Annotated in this window: 13 protein-coding genes and 1 pseudogene; 3 read left to right on the plus strand and 11 right to left on the minus strand. The window is 63.1% G+C overall.

The genetic code is table 11. The annotated features are described in order from the left end of the window. Positions 1-55: 55 nt before the first annotated feature. From nth to metG, 8 genes are all read right to left on the minus strand, one after another. On the minus strand, positions 56-694 hold the full coding sequence (gene nth / locus NVV93_RS05425; protein WP_258253426.1) for an endonuclease III: 639 nt from the start codon (positions 692-694) through the stop codon (positions 56-58). Further along, positions 691-1,401: an electron transport complex subunit E gene (locus NVV93_RS05430; RefSeq protein WP_258253427.1), complete on the minus strand. Its 711-nt coding sequence runs from the start codon at positions 1,399-1,401 to the stop codon at positions 691-693. Before NVV93_RS05430 ends, nth begins: the two co-directional genes overlap by 4 nt. Continuing rightward, on the minus strand, positions 1,394-2,011 hold the full coding sequence (gene rsxG / locus NVV93_RS05435; protein WP_309137392.1) for an electron transport complex subunit RsxG: 618 nt from the start codon (positions 2,009-2,011) through the stop codon (positions 1,394-1,396). Before rsxG ends, NVV93_RS05430 begins: the two co-directional genes overlap by 8 nt. Positions 2,012-2,041: 30 nt before the next feature. Further along, entirely contained in the window at positions 2,042-3,073 is a 1,032-nt protein-coding gene (locus NVV93_RS05440; RefSeq protein WP_258253429.1) for an RnfABCDGE type electron transport complex subunit D, read from the minus strand. Between the two features lie 249 nt (positions 3,074-3,322). Continuing rightward, positions 3,323-5,614, minus strand: coding sequence for an electron transport complex subunit RsxC (gene rsxC, locus NVV93_RS05445; protein WP_258253430.1), 2,292 nt, complete (start codon positions 5,612-5,614; stop codon positions 3,323-3,325). Further along, a complete protein-coding gene (rsxB, locus tag NVV93_RS05450) occupies positions 5,611-6,177 on the minus strand; it encodes an electron transport complex subunit RsxB (protein WP_258253431.1) in 567 nt (188 codons plus the stop codon). Before rsxB ends, rsxC begins: the two co-directional genes overlap by 4 nt. Beyond that, complete coding sequence (gene rsxA, locus NVV93_RS05455) at positions 6,174-6,758, minus strand: electron transport complex subunit RsxA (protein ID WP_258253432.1); 585 nt, start codon at positions 6,756-6,758, stop codon at positions 6,174-6,176. The genes rsxB and rsxA overlap by 4 nt, the downstream gene beginning before the upstream one ends. 138 nt (positions 6,759-6,896) lie before the next feature. Continuing rightward, a complete protein-coding gene (gene metG / locus NVV93_RS05460; protein ID WP_258253433.1) occupies positions 6,897-8,939 on the minus strand; it encodes a methionine--tRNA ligase in 2,043 nt (680 codons plus the stop codon). 219 nt (positions 8,940-9,158) lie between these two features. On the opposite strand from metG, the gene apbC reads away from it, so the two are divergent. Beyond that, positions 9,159-10,253 carry an iron-sulfur cluster carrier protein ApbC gene (gene apbC, locus NVV93_RS05465; RefSeq protein WP_258253434.1) on the plus strand — a complete coding sequence of 365 codons (1,095 nt, stop codon included), beginning with the start codon at positions 9,159-9,161 and terminating at the stop codon, positions 10,251-10,253. A 6-nt stretch (positions 10,254-10,259) separates the two neighbouring features. On the opposite strand, the gene NVV93_RS05470 is transcribed toward apbC, so the two are convergent. Further along, entirely contained in the window at positions 10,260-10,754 is a 495-nt protein-coding gene (locus NVV93_RS05470; protein ID WP_258253435.1) for a rod shape-determining protein, read from the minus strand. A gap of 149 nt (positions 10,755-10,903) precedes the next feature. On the opposite strand from NVV93_RS05470, the gene dcd reads away from it, so the two are divergent. Beyond that, a complete protein-coding gene (gene dcd, locus NVV93_RS05475) occupies positions 10,904-11,470 on the plus strand; it encodes a dCTP deaminase (protein ID WP_258253436.1) in 567 nt (188 codons plus the stop codon). A 103-nt stretch (positions 11,471-11,573) separates the two neighbouring features. Here the strand turns inward: dcd and NVV93_RS05480 are convergent, their stop codons facing one another. Continuing rightward, positions 11,574-12,545 carry an IS110 family transposase gene (locus NVV93_RS05480; RefSeq protein ID WP_258253437.1) on the minus strand — a complete coding sequence of 324 codons (972 nt, stop codon included), beginning with the start codon at positions 12,543-12,545 and terminating at the stop codon, positions 11,574-11,576. A gap of 403 nt (positions 12,546-12,948) precedes the next feature. Between NVV93_RS05480 and NVV93_RS05485 the strand changes: the two are divergent. Then, positions 12,949-13,098 (plus strand): annotated as a pseudogene (locus NVV93_RS05485) (hypothetical protein); the annotation flags it as partial. A 234-nt stretch (positions 13,099-13,332) separates the two neighbouring features. Here the strand turns inward: NVV93_RS05485 and NVV93_RS05490 are convergent. Beyond that, a complete protein-coding gene (locus tag NVV93_RS05490; protein ID WP_258253438.1) occupies positions 13,333-15,873 on the minus strand; it encodes a penicillin acylase family protein in 2,541 nt (846 codons plus the stop codon). Positions 15,874-15,908: the final 35 nt, after the last annotated feature.

Consider the following 15,908-nt stretch of genomic DNA (forward strand, 5'->3'; position numbering starts at 1 on the left):
CCCGAATGGGTAAAAAAGTTTTTTTCAATCGATCTTCTAAAAGAGCAATACACAGTCAATCGTCCGAGGTCTTGAATTTGTATTCGCAGAGGTCCTCGATTCGGCAGCTTCCGCAGCGCGGTTTGCGGGCTTGGCACACGTAACGGCCGTGCAGGATCAGCCAGTGATGGGCGTCGAGCAGGAATTCCTTGGGCACGAACTTCAGCAGCTGGCGTTCCACTTCGAGCACATTCTTGCCTGGAGCGATGCCGGTACGATTGCTGACCCGGAAAATATGCGTGTCCACCGCCATGGCCAGCTGCCGGAACGCAGTGTTGAGTACCACATTGGCGGTCTTGCGGCCGACACCAGGCAGGGCCTCCAAGGCCTCGCGAGTTTCCGGCACCTGACTGCCGTGCTGCTCGATCAGAATCCGGCAAGTCTCGATGACGTTCTTGGCTTTGCTGTTGAACAGGCCGATGGTCTTGATGTATTCGCTGAGCCCCGCAACACCCAGTGCGTAAATCGCCTCGGGCGTATTGGCCACCGGATACAGCTTGGCGGTGGCTTTGTTGACGCCGACATCGGTGGCTTGCGCGGAAAGGATCACCGCGATCAACAGCTCGAACGGTGTCGAATAGGCCAGCTCGGTCTTTGGTTCAGGGTTGTCTTCATGCAGGCGGCGAAAGATTTCCAGACGTTTTGCAGCGTTCACTCAATCACTCCGGTTACTCGCACGCGCCGATTCTGTGTTGCCGCGGGGTCGTGCAACGGCAGCACGGCACGGCTGGCGAGCGTTTCATCGATACGGTTTTTCAGGGCGATCAGCAAACCCAGAACCAGAAAGGCACCGGGTGGCAGGATTGCCAGGAGAAAGCCTTGATAGTGCGGGAACACGCTGATCTGCCAGTTGGCGGCCAGCGGCCCGAACAGTAGCTGCATATTGCTGAGCAGCATGCCAGTCCCGAACAGCTCGCGCAGGGTGCCGAGGGCGAGCAGCACCAGACTGAAGCCGATACCCATCATCAGTCCATCGAAACCGGCCTGAAACACGGTGTGCTTCGCCGCGAAGGCTTCGGCGCGGCCGAGAATGATGCAGTTGGTGGTGATCAGCGGAATGAAAATGCCAAGGATCTGGTACAGCTCGAAGGTATAGGCGCGCATCAACAGCTCGATGCAAGTGGTCAGCGCGGCAATGATCATCACGAAGATCGGCAAGCGCACCGCATCGCTTACCGCATTGCGAATCAGCGCCACCGCGGCGTTCGAGCAGGTCAGCACCAGCGCCGTGGCCAAGCCCAGGCCAAGCGCATTGACCATCGAATTGCTGGTGCCTAGCAGCGGACACAGGCCGAGCAGCTGGACCAGTCCGGGGTTGTTCTTCCACAAGCCGTTGACGGCAATTTCGCGGTAACTAGCCATTGGGTGCCTCCTCGCTACCGAGCAGCTCGGCCTTGTGCGCGTCGAAATATTGCAGGGCCAAATGCACGGCTTTGACCACCGCGCGCGGGGTAACGGTGGCTCCGGCGAACTGGTCGAACGCGCCCTGATCCTTTTTCACCGCCCAACCGCTGGCGTCCGGATTACTTAGCGAGCGGCCTTCGAACTCACGCACCCAGGGACTTTTGCTCAGTTCGATCTTGTCACCGAGGCCGGGCGTTTCACGGTGTTTAACTACCCGCACGCCGGCCAGCCGACCATCGGCCTGAATGCCCACCAGCAGGTGAATGGCACCGCTATACCCGTCCGGCGCGGTGACTTGCAGAATCACCGCAGTGGCCCGGCCATGCAACGTGGCGATATAGGCCGGCAGTGGCGCGGGCTTGCCGAGCAGCTTCGGTTCGAAGACCTGCACGCTGTGGTCGAGCAAGTGATTGTCGTAGCTGCCAGCGGGAAGGATCTCGCCGAGGCTGCGCGATTGCGCCTCGCGTTCCGCCTCGAGAATGCGTGCAGCGGTGCCTTGCTGGGTCAGCGCGACCAGGCCCACGGTAATGATCGCGAACGCGCCAAGCACCAGGCTGTTTTTCAGCATCGAGCGGCTGATTTCTGGCAGCGCCACGGCTCAGTCTCCAATCTTGAAGCCGCGCTCGGCCTTGCGGTGGCCGTAGGTGCGCGGGCGGGTGTAGTAATCGATGGTTGGCGCGGCGAGGTTCATTAGCAAGACGCCGAACGCCATGCCGTCCGGGTAGCCGCCCCAGGTGCGGATGATGTAGACGAGGATGCCGACCCCGGCACCGAAAATCAGCCGGCCGAGATTGCTGGTCGCGCCGCTGACCGGATCGGTGACGATGAAGAAGGCGCCGAGCATGGTCGCGCCGCTGAACAGGTGAAACAGCGGCGAGCCGTTGGAATCCGAGCCGCTGCCATTCCAGAACACCAGGCTCATCAGCATCAACGCGGCGAGCATGCCGACCGGTGCGTGCCAGGTGAACAGGCGTTTGTACAGCAAGTACAGGCCGCCGATCAGGAACGCCGCGTTGATCCAGCCCAGCGCGCGGCCACCGTCACCGCCGAAGCCCGGATAGCGGGCGCGCAGCTCTTCGACGGTCAGGCTGTGGTTGATCTTCAGCACATCCAGAGCGGTGGCCTGGCTCCAGCCGTCGGGCTGACTGACGAGGCCGAGAATGCGTTGCAGCGCCTCCAGCGGTCCGACGCTGTGCGGCGCTGGCCAGCTGGTCATGGCCAGCGGAAAGGAAATCAGCACTACCACGTAGCCGACCATTGCCGGGTTGAACGGGTTCTGCCCGAGGCCGCCATACAGTTGCTTGCCGAACAGGATGGCGAAAGCGGTGGCGATCAACGTCAGCCACCAGGGCGAGAAGGGCGGCAGCGCCAGGGCCAGGAGTACGGCGGTGACCAGCGCGCTGCCATCCTTGAGGAACAACTGCACGGGGCGTTTGCGTGCGGCAAGCACCGCTGCCTCACAGCCGAGTGCGACCAGGCTGGCCCACAGCAGGTTGATCAGCGTGCCGAAGCCGTACAGCCAAGTCAGCGCCAGCACGCCGGGCAAAGTAGCGAGCAGCACCTGGAGCATGACGCCCTGGGTGCGATTGCCGCCCTGGGTATGGGGCGAGGTGATACGGGGCAGGGCCATGAGGGCTCCGATTGCTGTTCATCGTGGGATGGGGGCTCACCCATCCGTAGCCCGGATGAAATCCGGGAGAATCTCGATATCGCTTCCCGGATTGCATCCGGGCTACAGGTTCAACCTGTGCTCTTACTTCCTCTCCCGTTTACGGGAGAGGAAAGTCGGCCTGCTCGTCCGCTCTTGGTCCATCGTGGCTATGCCCACGAGCGCCGGCTCGATGGGTATCGCTGCGCTCAACCCATCCTACAAAATTGGTTAGCGGCGCTCCTGCAACTTGCGTTCAGCCTCTGCCAGTCGCGTGCGTGCGGCTTCCAGCATTTTGGCGCTAGCACTCTCGTCGCGTTCCAGCTTGTGCAGATCGGCACGGGCGTAGGCGAGTTCGGTTTTCAGCGCACGGGTGGCTTCGTCTATCGGGCGTTTGTCGGTGCGCACCAGCTCCGGCGCGGGCTTGCCAGAGGCGTCCTCGGCAGCGTGCAGGGCTTGTTCGGCGGCGCTCAGCGCGGCGCGCAGACTTTCCAGTTCGCTGGCGTCGGCGCCAGCCTGTTCGGCTTTCTTCATTGCGGCACGCTTCATTGCCAGGTCGATCTTCGCCCGTTTCAGCGCCGCTTCCCCTGCAGGCGCAGGAGCGCTAAGCGTTGCCGCGGCTTCGGTCGCGTCGAGCAGCGGTTCGAGGCTGGCAAGTTGGTTGCGCAGTCGTTCGAGTTCGGCCTGTTGTTCGCTGCTGGGCGCATCGCCGGCGGCACTTTCGGTCTTCTTCAGTTGCACACGCAGCATGGCGGCCTGGATCTTGGCTTTCTTGCGCGCGGCTTCATCCTCAAACGGAGCCGCATTGGCAGGAAGTTCGCTGTTGGCCATGGCCGCATCGAGCGCCTGTTGCGCGGCAGCGGCGGCCTGGCGCAGTTCATCGACCTGGGTCTGCAACTCCGTGGTGGCATGGGCGGCTAATTGTTTCTCGGCCTTCTTCAGGGTGACCTGGGCCATGCTAGCGGCGATTTTCAGGCGTTTCTGCTCATCGCTGAGGGTGCCGGCTTTTTGCGCCTGCACCCGGGCGATGGCGTTGTCGCCCGCCGGCGCGGCGGCGTTTTGCTCGGTCTGCAGGCGGGCGCTGGCGGCTCTTTCCTGTCGGGCCTGACGTTCGGCTTCGCGGCGTTGTTCCTCGCGGCGCAGGCGTTCCTGGCGCTGTTCGAAGCGTTGGCGCGCCTGCTCGGCTTTCAGTTGTTTGTATTCCAGCTCGCGGATATCCGCCTTGGCGGCGCGGTAGTACTGCACCAGTGGAATGCTCGACGGGCACACATAGGCGCAGGCGCCGCACTCGATGCAGTCGAATAAATGGTGGGCCTTGAGCTGTTCGTGATCCTGGCCGAGGGCAAAAAAATGCAGCTGTTGCGGCAGCAGAAGCGCCGGGCAGACTTCTGCACAGTCGCCACACCGGATGCACGGCAAGGCCGCTGGCGGCGCCGGCAGTTCTTGATGACTGCCAGCCAGCAGGCAGTTGCTGGTCTTGATCAGCGGCACGTCCAGACTCGGCAGGGTGAAGCCCATCAGCGGTCCGCCCATCAGCAGGCGTTCCAGCTGTTCGGCGTGCAATTCGGCCTGCGCCAGCAGTTCTCTGACCGGCGTGCCGAGCAGAGCGTTGACGTTCATCGGCTTGCCCAGCGCCGCACCGGTGAGGGTGACGATGCGGGAAATCAGCGGCTGGCCGAGGACCACGGCATTGTGGACGGCCACGCAGGTGCCGACGTTCAGGCAGAGCATGCCTATATCCGCCGGCAGGCCGCCGCTCGGCACCTCGGCGCCGGTGAGGATCTGGATCAGCTGCTTCTCGCCGCCGGACGGATAGCGGGTGGGAATCTCGCGCAGCTGGTACGGCCGCTCGCCGAGGGCCGCGCGCACGGCGGTGATGGCTTCGGGCTTGTTGTCCTCGATGCCGATCAGCACCTGCTCGGGTTGCAGCAGGTGGGCAAGGATGTCGATGCCGCTGGCCAGCTCGCTGGCGAACTCGCGCATCAGCATGTCGTCGGCGCTGATATACGGCTCGCACTCGGCGCCGTTGATCACCAAGGTGGTGATTTTCTCCGCCGCGCGGGTGCGCAGCTTGGCCTCGGAGGGAAAGCCGGCGCCGCCGAGACCGCTGATCCCGGCTTCGCGGATCTTCGCCAGCAGCTCCGCGGCCGGCAGTGGGCGATAGTCCGGGCAGGGCACCAGCTTGCACCACTGCTCTTGGCCGTCGCTGTCGATGACGATGGCCGGCGCCGGCAAACCAGACACATGCGGATAGGCCTGCGGTCCGATGAAGCTGACGATGCCGGAGGTTGGCGCATGTACCGGCGCACTGATGGAACCGTTGGCGGCGGCGATCAACTGGCCTTTGAGCACGCGCTCGCCGACCTGCACACAGGGCTCGGCCGGCGCGCCGATGTGCTGGCTGAGCGGCAGGATCAGCTGGCGCGGCAGTGGAACCGCTTGGATCGGCAGAGCGGTGGACTGGCGCTTGTTGTCCGGCGGGTGGATGCCGCCGGGCATCTGCCAGAGCTGTATGACGGTCATGCTGCTTGCTCGCGGTCGCTGGCGATCAGACGGGCGGGCTGCGGCCACTTCCAACTGTGCAGCTGAGTGCCGACTACCAGCATGTCGATGCAGTCGACCGGGCAGGGCTCAACGCACAGGTCACAGCCGGTGCACTCGCTGGCGATCACCGTGTGCATCAGCTTGGCGGCGCCGACGATGGCATCCACCGGGCAGGCCTGGATGCACTTGGTGCAGCCGATGCATTCGGCCTCGCGGATATAGGCGACGCGGGGCGGCAAGGCGCCCTCGACGGCATCCAGCGGCTCGGCTTCGACATCCAGCAGGGCGGCCAGCGCGGCGATGGTCGCCTCGCCGCCGGGCGGACATTTATTGATCTTGTCGCCGGCGGCGATGGCTTCGGAATACGGTTTGCAACCGGGATAGCCGCACTGGCCGCACTGGGTTTGCGGCAACAGCGCGTTGACCTGCTCGGCAACCGGATCGCCTTCGACTCGGAAGCGTACCGCGGCATAGCCGAGCAGCGCGCCGCAGACCAGGCACAGCACCAGCAGCGCGAGAATGGCGCTGAGGATCAGGCTCATAACTTGACCAGCCCGGCGAAGCCCATGAACGCCAGCGACATCAGGCCGGCGGTGATCATGCCGATCGCTGCGCCCTGAAACGGCTTGGGTACATCGGCGATGGCGATCCGTTCGCGCAGCGCGGCGAACAACACCAGTACCAGCGAGAAGCCCAAGCCGGCGGCGAAGCCGCGCGTGGTGGCGCCGAGAAAGCCCAGTTCGCTCTGATTGGCGTTGAGTAGGGCGACGCCGAGGACGATGCAGTTGGTGGTGATCAGCGGCAGGAAGATGCCCAGCACGCGGTACAACAGCGGGCTGGTCTTGTTCACCACCATCTCGGTGAACTGCACCACCACAGCGATCACCAGGATGAAGCCGATGGTGCGCAGAAACTCTAGATCCAGTGGCTTCAACACGTACTGCAGCAGCAGGTAGCTGCACATCGCCGCCAGGGTCAGGACGAACGTGGTGGCCAGCGCCAGGCCGATGGCGGTCTCGATCTTGCGCGACACGCCCATGAACGGACACAGGCCGAGAAACTGCACCAACACGAAGTTGTTGACCAGGATGGAGCTGACCAGGATCAGGGCGAATTCGGTCATTGAAGCCACCGGTGCCGGAGTGAGGAGGGCGCCTACTGGCGCCCGAGTAACCCTAAGGCTAGCGCAGGGCGGGCGCCTTACAGCCAGCGCCGGGGATGGAGCACGCAGCCGTCCATCCCCGGTGATTGGTGACGTGGCTTACTTGACCCGTTGGCCGGGCTTGGCGCCGTTATCCGGGCTGAGCAGGTAGATTTCCTCGCCGCCAGGTCCGGCCGCCAGGACCATGCCTTCGGACACGCCGAACTTCATCTTGCGCGCGGCCAGGTTGGCCACGTACAGGGTCAGCCGGCCTTCCAGCTTGCTCGGGTCCGGGTAGGCGCTCTTGATCCCGGAGAACACGTTGCGCTTGGCGTCGCCGATATCCAGGGTCAGACGCAGCAGCTTGTCGGCGCCTTCGACGAACTCGGCTTTTTCGATCAGGGCGATACGCAGGTCGACCGCGGAAAAGGCATCGAAATTGATATCGGCGGCCAGTGGCTCCTTGGTCAGTTCGCCATTGCCTGCGGGCTGGTTCTTGGCTTCGGTGGCGGCGAGGTCTTCTTTGGAGGCTTCGATCATGGCTTCGATTTTCGCGGGTTCGATACGGGTCAGCAGCGGGTTGAACGGGTTCAGCTGGTGGTTGGCCAGCAGGCTCTGGTGGTCGTCCCAGTGCAGCGGCGCGACGTTGAGGAAGGCCTCGGCGTCGCGCGCCAGGTTCGGCAACACCGGCTTGAGGAAGATCACCAACTGACGGAACAGGTTCACGCCCAGGGCGCAGACGGCCTGCACTTCATCCTGCTTGCCTTCCTGCTTGGCCAGCGCCCACGGCGCCTTGTCGGCGATCCAGGCGTTGGCGCGGTCGGCCAGGGCCATGATTTCGCGCATGGCGCGGGAGAAATCGCGCGCCTCGTAAGCCTCGGCAATGCTCGGCGCGGCGGCCTGGAAGGCGTCGGTCAGTTCCGGTGCGGCATTGCCGGCGACCAGCACACCGGCGTTGCCCTTGTGGATGAAGCCGGCGCAGCGGCTGGCGATGTTGACCACCTTGCCGACCAGGTCGGAGTTGACCTTCTGCACGAAGTCTTCGAGGTTGAGGTCGAGGTCGTCGACGCCGCGGCCGAGCTTGGCGGCGTAGTAGTAGCGCAGGTATTCCGGATTCAGGTGATCCAGATAGGTGCGCGCCTTGATGAAGGTGCCGCGCGACTTGGACATCTTCTGGCCGTTGACGGTCAGGTAGCCGTGCACGGCGACCCCGGTTGGCTTGCGCAAGCCTGCGCCTTCGAGCATGGCCGGCCAGAACAGGGCGTGGAAGTTGACGATGTCCTTGCCGATGAAATGGTACAGCTCGGCCGTCGAATCCTTGGCCCAGAAGGCGTCGAAGTCCAGTTCCGGACGCTTGGCGCAGAGGTTCTTGAAGCTGGCCATGTAGCCGATCGGCGCGTCCAGCCAGACGTAGAAGTACTTGCCCGGCTCGTCGGGAATCTCGAAGCCGAAGTACGGCGCATCGCGGCTGATATCCCACTCCTGCAGGCCGCCATCCAGCCATTCGGCGATCTTGTTGGCCACTGCGTCCTGCAGGGTGCCGCTGCGCGTCCAGCTTTTCAGCATGGCCTCGAAGTCCGGCAGCTTGAAGAAGAAATGCTTGGAATCCTTGAGCACCGGCACGGCGCCGGAAATCGCCGAGCGCGGGTTCTTCAGCTCGGTCGGCTCGTAGGTGGCGCCGCATTTTTCGCAGTTGTCGCCGTACTGGTCCTCGGCCGCGCATTTCGGGCAGGTGCCCTTGATGAAACGGTCGGCGAGGAACATGCCCTTTTCCGGGTCGAAGTATTGGGTGACTGAGCGGGTGGCGATGTGTCCGGCGTCGCGCAACTTGAGGTAGATGGCGGTGGACAGCTCGCGGTTTTCTTCCGCATGGGTGGAGTGATAGTTGTCGAAATCGACCAGAAAATCGGCGAAGTCGGCGGTGTGCTCGGCCTGCACGTTGGCGATCAACTGCTCGGCAGTGATGCCTTCTTTCTCCGCGCGCAGCATGATCGCCGAGCCATGCGCATCGTCGGCGCACACATAGATCGCCTGGTTGCCGCGCAGCTTCTGGAAGCGCACCCACATGTCGGTCTGGATGTACTCGAGCATATGGCCGAGGTGGATCGAACCGTTGGCGTAGGGCAGGGCGCTGGTGACGAGGATTTTGCGGGCTTCGGACATGGTGATCGGCTGCACTGGTATTTCGAAGGAAGTCGGCAACTATATAGGCGCGGCGGGTTTTTTTCATCCGTGACGCCGTGTCGAGCGCCCTGTAGGAGCGAATTCATTCGCGATGAGGGCTGCCTTGGTTCGCGAATAAATTCGCTCCTACGAAAAAGCCGGTTGGCGGCTGCTGTTATCATTCCCGCCTGTTTTTGCTCAGCCTTTTGGAGTCGCCCCATGAGCTCTATCACCCGCGAAGCGGTTGAAGCCTGCCTACGTCAGTTCACCGATCCGCATCTCGATCAAGACCCCGTCAGCGCCGGCTGCGTGCGGGAAATCGACATCCAGGGCGCTCAGATTCGGGTCCGTCTGCAGCTCGGCTACGCCGCCGGTCTGTTCAAAAGCGGTTGGGCGCAGATGCTGCAAATGGCTCTGGAGAATCTCCCTGGCGTAAGCCAGGCCAAGGTCGAGGTTGATTGCCAGATCGCCGCGCACAAGGCCCAGGCCCAGGTGCCGGCGCTGGCTAACGTGAAGAATGTGATCGCCGTCGCCTCCGGCAAGGGCGGGGTGGGCAAGTCCACCACGGCCGCCAACCTGGCCTTGGCGCTGGCCCGCGAAGGCGCGCGTGTGGGGATTCTCGATGCGGATATCTACGGTCCGAGCCAAGGCATCATGTTCGGCATTCCGGAAGGTACCCGGCCGCTGGTCAAGGATCAGAAATGGTTCGTGCCGCTCAAGGCGCATGGAGTCGAGGTGATGTCGATGGCCTTCCTCACCGACGACAACACGCCGATGGTCTGGCGTGGGCCGATGGTTTCCGGGGCGTTATTGCAATTGATCACCCAGACCGCCTGGGATGACCTCGACTACCTGGTCGTCGACATGCCGCCGGGTACCGGCGACATCCAGCTGACCCTGGCGCAGAAGGTGCCGGTGGCCGGCGCGGTAATCGTCACCACCCCACAGGATCTGGCCCTGCTGGATGCCAAGAAGGGCGTGGAGATGTTTCGCAAGGTCAATATCCCGGTGCTCGGCGTGGTGGAGAACATGGCCGTGCACATCTGCTCGAACTGCGGGCACGCTGAGCACCTGTTCGGCGAAGGCGGCGGCGAGAAGCTGGCCAGCCAGTACGGCGTCGATCTGCTGGCTTCGTTGCCGCTGTCGATGGCCATTCGCGAGCAATCAGACGGCGGCAAGCCGACCACCGTGGCTGATCCGGAAAGCCAGATCGCCATGATCTACCAGGCCATGGCCCGCAGCGTCGGTGCGCGCATCGCCCAGAGCGAGCTCAGCGCCAGCGCGATACCCAATATCGTCATCTCCGACGATTGAGTTTGCTCAGGGGGTCAGTAGCGATCCGCCGTCAGCGGGGAACTGCCGGTTGCGCAGTTCCTCGTGGCTCAGCTCGCGGCCAACCCATAGCTGAACCTGATGCGCGCCTGCGCTGCGGCAGAGTTCGTACAGGCCGCGTGTCTCTACTTGGGTCAGCCCACCTTCCAGATGCTCCAGTGGATGCAGAATCACTGTGGGCGCTGCCTTGAACAGTGACCTCGGCCCTAGCCGGCGAAGGAATAGCTGCAGGGTTTTCTCGGCGATGGAAAAGTTGGCCAGCAGCGAGCGGGGATGCTCGAAGCCGTTGAGCAGCTCGATATCAGGCCGCCCCTGAAGGTTCATGGCTTCGTGTCCTACCGCTACTGCCTCGCGCTTACCGTTACGCGTCTGCGTGGCCAGTAGTGGTGGCTCGTCGAAGGTGTTGCCGGATGGCAGATGCACGCCGCTGAGATGCCGGGACGTGAGCTTCAGGTAGAGCAGAGGGCGTAGGTTTTCGAGCACGAGGGAGTCCTTTCCGGGCTGGGCGGTGTGCACAGCCTAATGGTGCGCAACTTTGTCGTCGACCGGTCGGCGCCTACTTTGCTCGATACGGTGCCTCCGGTAAGATGCGCGATCATTTTTCAACCACCGCCATCAGGACGACGCCCGCCATGAGCATCAAATCGGATAAGTGGATTCGCCGCATGGCCCAGGAACACGGCATGATCGAGCCCTTCGTCGAGCGCCAGGTGCGCACCGAAGGCGCCGAGCGTCTGATTTCCTATGGGGTCTCCAGCTACGGTTACGACGTGCGCTGCGCCGATGAATTCAAGGTGTTCACCAACATCAATTCGGCCACCGTCGATCCGAAGAATTTCGACGAGAAAAGCTTCGTCGACATCAAGAGCGACGTCTGCATCATTCCGCCGAACTCCTTCGCCCTGGCCCGCACCGTGGAATACTTCCGCATTCCGCGCGACGTGCTGACCATCTGCCTGGGCAAGAGCACCTATGCGCGCTGCGGCATCATCGTCAACGTCACGCCGCTGGAGCCGGAGTGGGAAGGCCACGTGACGCTGGAGTTTTCCAACACCACCACGCTACCGGCGAAGATTTACGCTAACGAAGGTGTGGCGCAGATGCTGTTCCTGCAGTCCGACGAGCCGTGCGAAGTGTCGTACCGCGACCGTGGTGGCAAGTATCAGGGCCAGACTGGCGTGACGCTGCCGAAGACCTGAAGGTTAGAGCGCGAGTTAGAGAAACCGGGCCAATGCCCGGTTTTTTTATAGCTATGTACCCGTTAAGTATTGCGCACCGCTTTTGTAGATACCGTCTTGTCACTCAGTGGGCAAGGGCCAGGCGAGCATCAAAGGGTTGGCCCGATTTGAGTACCCCATAGGCGATGTGCAGCAGTTTGCGCATCGCCGCGCAGACGATCTGCTTGCCGGCTTTGCCGCGGGCTCGCAGCCGCTGTGCCAGGGCTTTGATGGCCGGATTGTGGGTCAGCGAGACGACCGCCGGCATGTACAGGCCGGTGCGCAGACGAGCCGAGCCCACGCGGGAGATGCGCACGTGGCCCTTGTGCTGGCCCGACTCCTGCAGCTTCGGGTTCAACCCGGCGAACGCGGTGATCGCCCGGGCATTCTTGAACTGCAGCGGATCGCCCAGCTCCGCCAGGAGCAAGGCGGCCGTCTGCTCGCCGATGCCATCGATGCTGACCAGCAGATCGCGCTTACCGCGCAGGTTCGGATCGTCATCGATGTGTGCCCGGATGGCCTGCAGGGTCTCGGCAATCTGCTGCTCGACATGCTCCAGCACCGAACGGATCGAATCCTGCACGCTGGCATCGGCGACATCCAGGCGATTGCGCTCCATCTGCTCGATCTCCTTGAGGTCCTGCAGACGCCGCACCAACGCGCGCAGGCGGCGTATCGCCGGTGGCTCGGGCTGCCAGACGCGTAACTCATCCACGTGCCGCTGGCCGTAGCTGGCCATCAGCTTGGCGTCGACCTGGTCCGTCTTGACCCGCTGCAACTGGCTCCGGGCGTAGCTGGCAATCTGCGCGGGACTCATCACACAGACCCGGTAGCCCAGGCCATGCAGGTGCTCGGCCAGCGCCTCGTGATAGGTGCCGGTGGCCTCCATCACGAGCCAGGCGCCCGGCTCGGCGTACTGCTGCAGCCACTCCTGGAGTACCCGGAAACCGGCGGCGCTGTTGGCCAACTTGGCCTTAGTGCGGTACTTGCCATTCGCCTGCAGGGTGACGATGTCGAAACTGTGCTTGGCGATGTCGATGCCGACGATGCTGGACATGAAGACTCCTCAGCTAATCCATTCAGGATGATCATCACTGCACCCGGCCCTACCTTGTGAATGCGAGCTCTCACCTGTGGTGGGCCCTAGATACCGTTCGGACTGTTCGAGTGAGTGTGGAGGGCCGGAGCACTATCTACAAAGCTGGCTCGAGGCCTTAGGGTGGGTACGACTTCCAGGCCCTCCCCGATGATCAGTCGGGAACTATCCCCCTCACGGGACGATAGTCGAGATACAAGGGTGGGTTAGCCGCGCAGCGGCGTAACCCACCAGGCCTGAACGTCCCAACACGTAACTGGGGCAGAGCCTTTTTATGGGCGCTGATTACGGGTGACGAAAAGACTTGAACCCCCATCGCGCCGCCCACTCTGTTGAAGAGCGAACGACTCTCAGGAGGTGCGAGATGCTCACCCAGCCACTTGGTATCCATAGCGGCGGCATTCCCGGTCAACCCGATCCGGATAGTCCGGACGAACCGTTGAAGCCCCATCAACCTGGCGAACCGGGGGAGCCGACGGTGCCTGATCAGCCGCCGCCGGCGCCGGTGGTTTGATGCCTGGCGATTAATTGCGGGCCAAAAAATGGGCGCCTGGGGGCGCCCGGAGTCAAACGATGCAGAGGTTCTGAACGCCCATTCCCAGGAAAGTTCGCCGCCCTAGCGAGTTAGGCAGATTATTTCAGGCAAAAGAAAGGGCGCCAGAGGCGCCCTAAAAATGATCAATGGAGTAAGTCCACTTACTCTGAGTCGAGTGGGAAAATTTAGTTCACCCGCTTCGATGAACGGCCTTCATTTTCCGGGGATCAGTGTCAGCCGTTTGCTGCCGTAGACCTTGTCGATATTTTGCGATTGGAACGGGAAGCTCAAGTACTGGCCTTTGCGCCACGCATCGATGCCATCGGCGTAATGCGGGCTGGCCGGGTTGCCGGATTGGCCCGTGCTGTTGACCCCCAGCATCGGCTCCGCCTGAGCGAAATCGACGACGATGCGCATGGCTGGAATCAGCCAGGTGTCGAAGTCTTTGCCCCAGTGGTAGGCGGACACGTTCAGCGTGCTGTGATCGCCGCCGGCCGGATAGGGCCCGCGGTCCAGATAACCCTTGATCGCGTTGATCCCGGTGCGCTGGCTGGCGCTCATATACGGCGCCATTTGCGTGGTCTCGGTGGCGAAGGTGTAAGTGTGTAACTTGCCCCATTGCCAGGCCTTGCGATCCGCGCCGAGCTTGCTTTCCGCGAAGCTGACCGCGCCTGCCAGGCTGCGGGCGAGAATGGCCGGTTTGTCTTCCTTCTGCGGCGTGCTGACGTCGTCCCAGAACGGGCTGTCCTCGCGACCGAGCAAATGGTCGGCCTGCGCCGAATAGGACAGGTTGGCGTTCTCGACCAGGGCTTGCCAGGCCTGGCTGGTGTCCGGGCCGAGTTCGTCGAGGAACGTCTGCCGGGCACTTTCCTGCAAAAACACCTCATACAGTGCGGCATCGGCCGAAGTTGCCGCGAGACGACCGTCGAAGGCCAGCAGGCGGGTGTGCGCCTCACGTGCCTTGGCGCGATCGCCGGCGGGCAGGGCGTCGATGGCTTTCTGCAGCGGCTGGGCCATGCCGGGTGCGCCGACCATCGCTTTCAGCTTGGCGGCGAATGGGGTGGTTTGATCCTGTTGCATGGCGATCATGCTGCGACTGTCCTGCTTGCCGCTGCCGGCCAGTTCGGCAATCCGCTCGCCGCGCTCCGGGTAATACCAGGAGTTGGACAGCTGCATGCCGTAGCCGCGGGGTACGGTGCGTTGGTTGGCGGTACCCAGCCAGCCTTGTTGCGGGTCTTGGTCGTACGGATGGAGCATCGAATCGGCGAAGCCATCCCAGTCATAGCGACCGTCCCAGCCCGGCGACGGCAAGAGGCCGATGCCGTCACGGCGGTTGGGATAACGCCCGGTGACTTGCCAGCCGATGTGCTGGGCGTCGGCGAACACCATGTTCAGCGCAATCGTGCGGATTTCCCGGCTGGCTTCGAAGGCTTGGTCGACCGACTGGGCGCGGGACAGATCAAAGAATGCATCAAGGGTCTTGTCCGCTTCCAGTTGGGTGGTCTGCAGGGCCAGGCCATAGCCACTGCTCAGTTGCAGTGGCTGCAGCATATGTTTGCGCTCGCCGAGCACGCTGTTGAGCAACGGACCATGGGCGGTTTCGTAGATGGTTTCGCGGATCGGGCGCTGACCTTTGGCGAAGAACGTCTCTTGCCGCTCGCGGGCCGGCAGCCATTTGCCCTGGGACTGGTAGTACAGGCGGCTGCCCTGACGTTTGATCTTCTCCAGGAACAAGTCCTGGTTATCGCCCATGACCATGGTCATGCCCCAGGCCAGTTTGCCGTTGTAGCCGGCCACCACCGCCGGCACCCCAGCGACGGTAACGCCGGCGGCCTGGAATTTCGGCGAGCGGATCTGCACGAAGTTCCAGGCCGACGGCAGGCTGATCGGCAAGTGGGTGTCGTTGGCCAGCAAGCTTTTGCCGCTGCGGCTGCGCTGCGGCGCGATGGCCCAGTTGTTGGAAGCGGCGACCCCAAGCTTGTCGAGCGCGGCGATCTGGCTGGCCGCGGCATTGACGGCGCTGAGGCCCTGGATTTGCCCGCTGAGTGCGAGGCCCTTGAGTTTCTCGGCTTCGGCGAACGGCAGCGGCTCGTCCGGATAGGTCGGGGTCAGCCAGGCCAGTTTGTCGGCGCCGACTTTCTGGGCGAGCACCAGCGAGGCAATTTCTTCCTGCAGATTCACCGCCAGGCCGAAGTTCATCAGGCAGAACACCAGCACCGAGTCTTCCGGCTTCCAGTAGGCCGGGCGATAGCCTGTCTCGGCCAGGTCCATAGGCAGTTTGTCTTGGTAGCGGAACAGATAGGCGTTGACGCCACGTGCGTAGACTTCGAAGAATTTCTTCAGGCGCGGCGAGGCATTTTTGTACAGCACCTCGGCGCTCTGCTTGAGGTTGACCGCGCGCATGAAGCGGTCGACCTCCAACACGCCGGGGCCGGCCATTTCCGCCAGACGACCCTCGGCCATCAGGCGCATGCCGACCATCTGACTGAGCCGGTCGCTCGCGTGCACATAGCCCAAGGTGAACAACGCATCGTGGAAGGTGCTGGTTTCGATCAGCGGCATGCCCAGCGCGTTGCGGCGGATCGACACGTTCTGCGCCAGGCCCTTGACCGAATGCGTCCCGGAGGTCGGCGGCAGGCTGTCGGCGTATTGCCCATTTAGCCAGCTCTGACAGCCGGTGAGGCCGAGCATGCCGGTGAACATGGCTGCGGCGGCGAAGCGCGGAAGAAATTGCGTTAGGGCTGGCGAGGCCATGGAGTGAAGCTCCTGCGGGAAGGGCGTTGGGCAGG

It is taken from the genome of Pseudomonas sp. LS44, assembly GCF_024730785.1.
Classification (GTDB): domain Bacteria; phylum Pseudomonadota; class Gammaproteobacteria; order Pseudomonadales; family Pseudomonadaceae; genus Aquipseudomonas.

Coding starts and splice junctions, on each gene's coding strand:
- NVV93_RS05430 (WP_258253427.1), bottom strand. CDS start 1,401: ATGGCTAGTTACCGCGAAATTGCCGTCAACGGCTTGTGGAAGAACAAC.
- rsxG (WP_309137392.1), bottom strand. CDS start 2,011: ATGCTGAAAAACAGCCTGGTGCTTGGCGCGTTCGCGATCATTACCGTG.
- NVV93_RS05440 (WP_258253429.1), bottom strand. CDS start 3,073: ATGGCCCTGCCCCGTATCACCTCGCCCCATACCCAGGGCGGCAATCGC.
- rsxC (WP_258253430.1), bottom strand. CDS start 5,614: ATGACCGTCATACAGCTCTGGCAGATGCCCGGCGGCATCCACCCGCCG.
- rsxB (WP_258253431.1), bottom strand. CDS start 6,177: ATGAGCCTGATCCTCAGCGCCATTCTCGCGCTGCTGGTGCTGTGCCTG.
- rsxA (WP_258253432.1), bottom strand. CDS start 6,758: ATGACCGAATTCGCCCTGATCCTGGTCAGCTCCATCCTGGTCAACAAC.
- metG (WP_258253433.1), bottom strand. CDS start 8,939: ATGTCCGAAGCCCGCAAAATCCTCGTCACCAGCGCCCTGCCCTACGCC.
- apbC (WP_258253434.1), top strand. CDS start 9,159: ATGAGCTCTATCACCCGCGAAGCGGTTGAAGCCTGCCTACGTCAGTTC.
- dcd (WP_258253436.1), top strand. CDS start 10,904: ATGAGCATCAAATCGGATAAGTGGATTCGCCGCATGGCCCAGGAACAC.
- NVV93_RS05480 (WP_258253437.1), bottom strand. CDS start 12,545: ATGTCCAGCATCGTCGGCATCGACATCGCCAAGCACAGTTTCGACATC.
- NVV93_RS05490 (WP_258253438.1), bottom strand. CDS start 15,873: ATGGCCTCGCCAGCCCTAACGCAATTTCTTCCGCGCTTCGCCGCCGCA.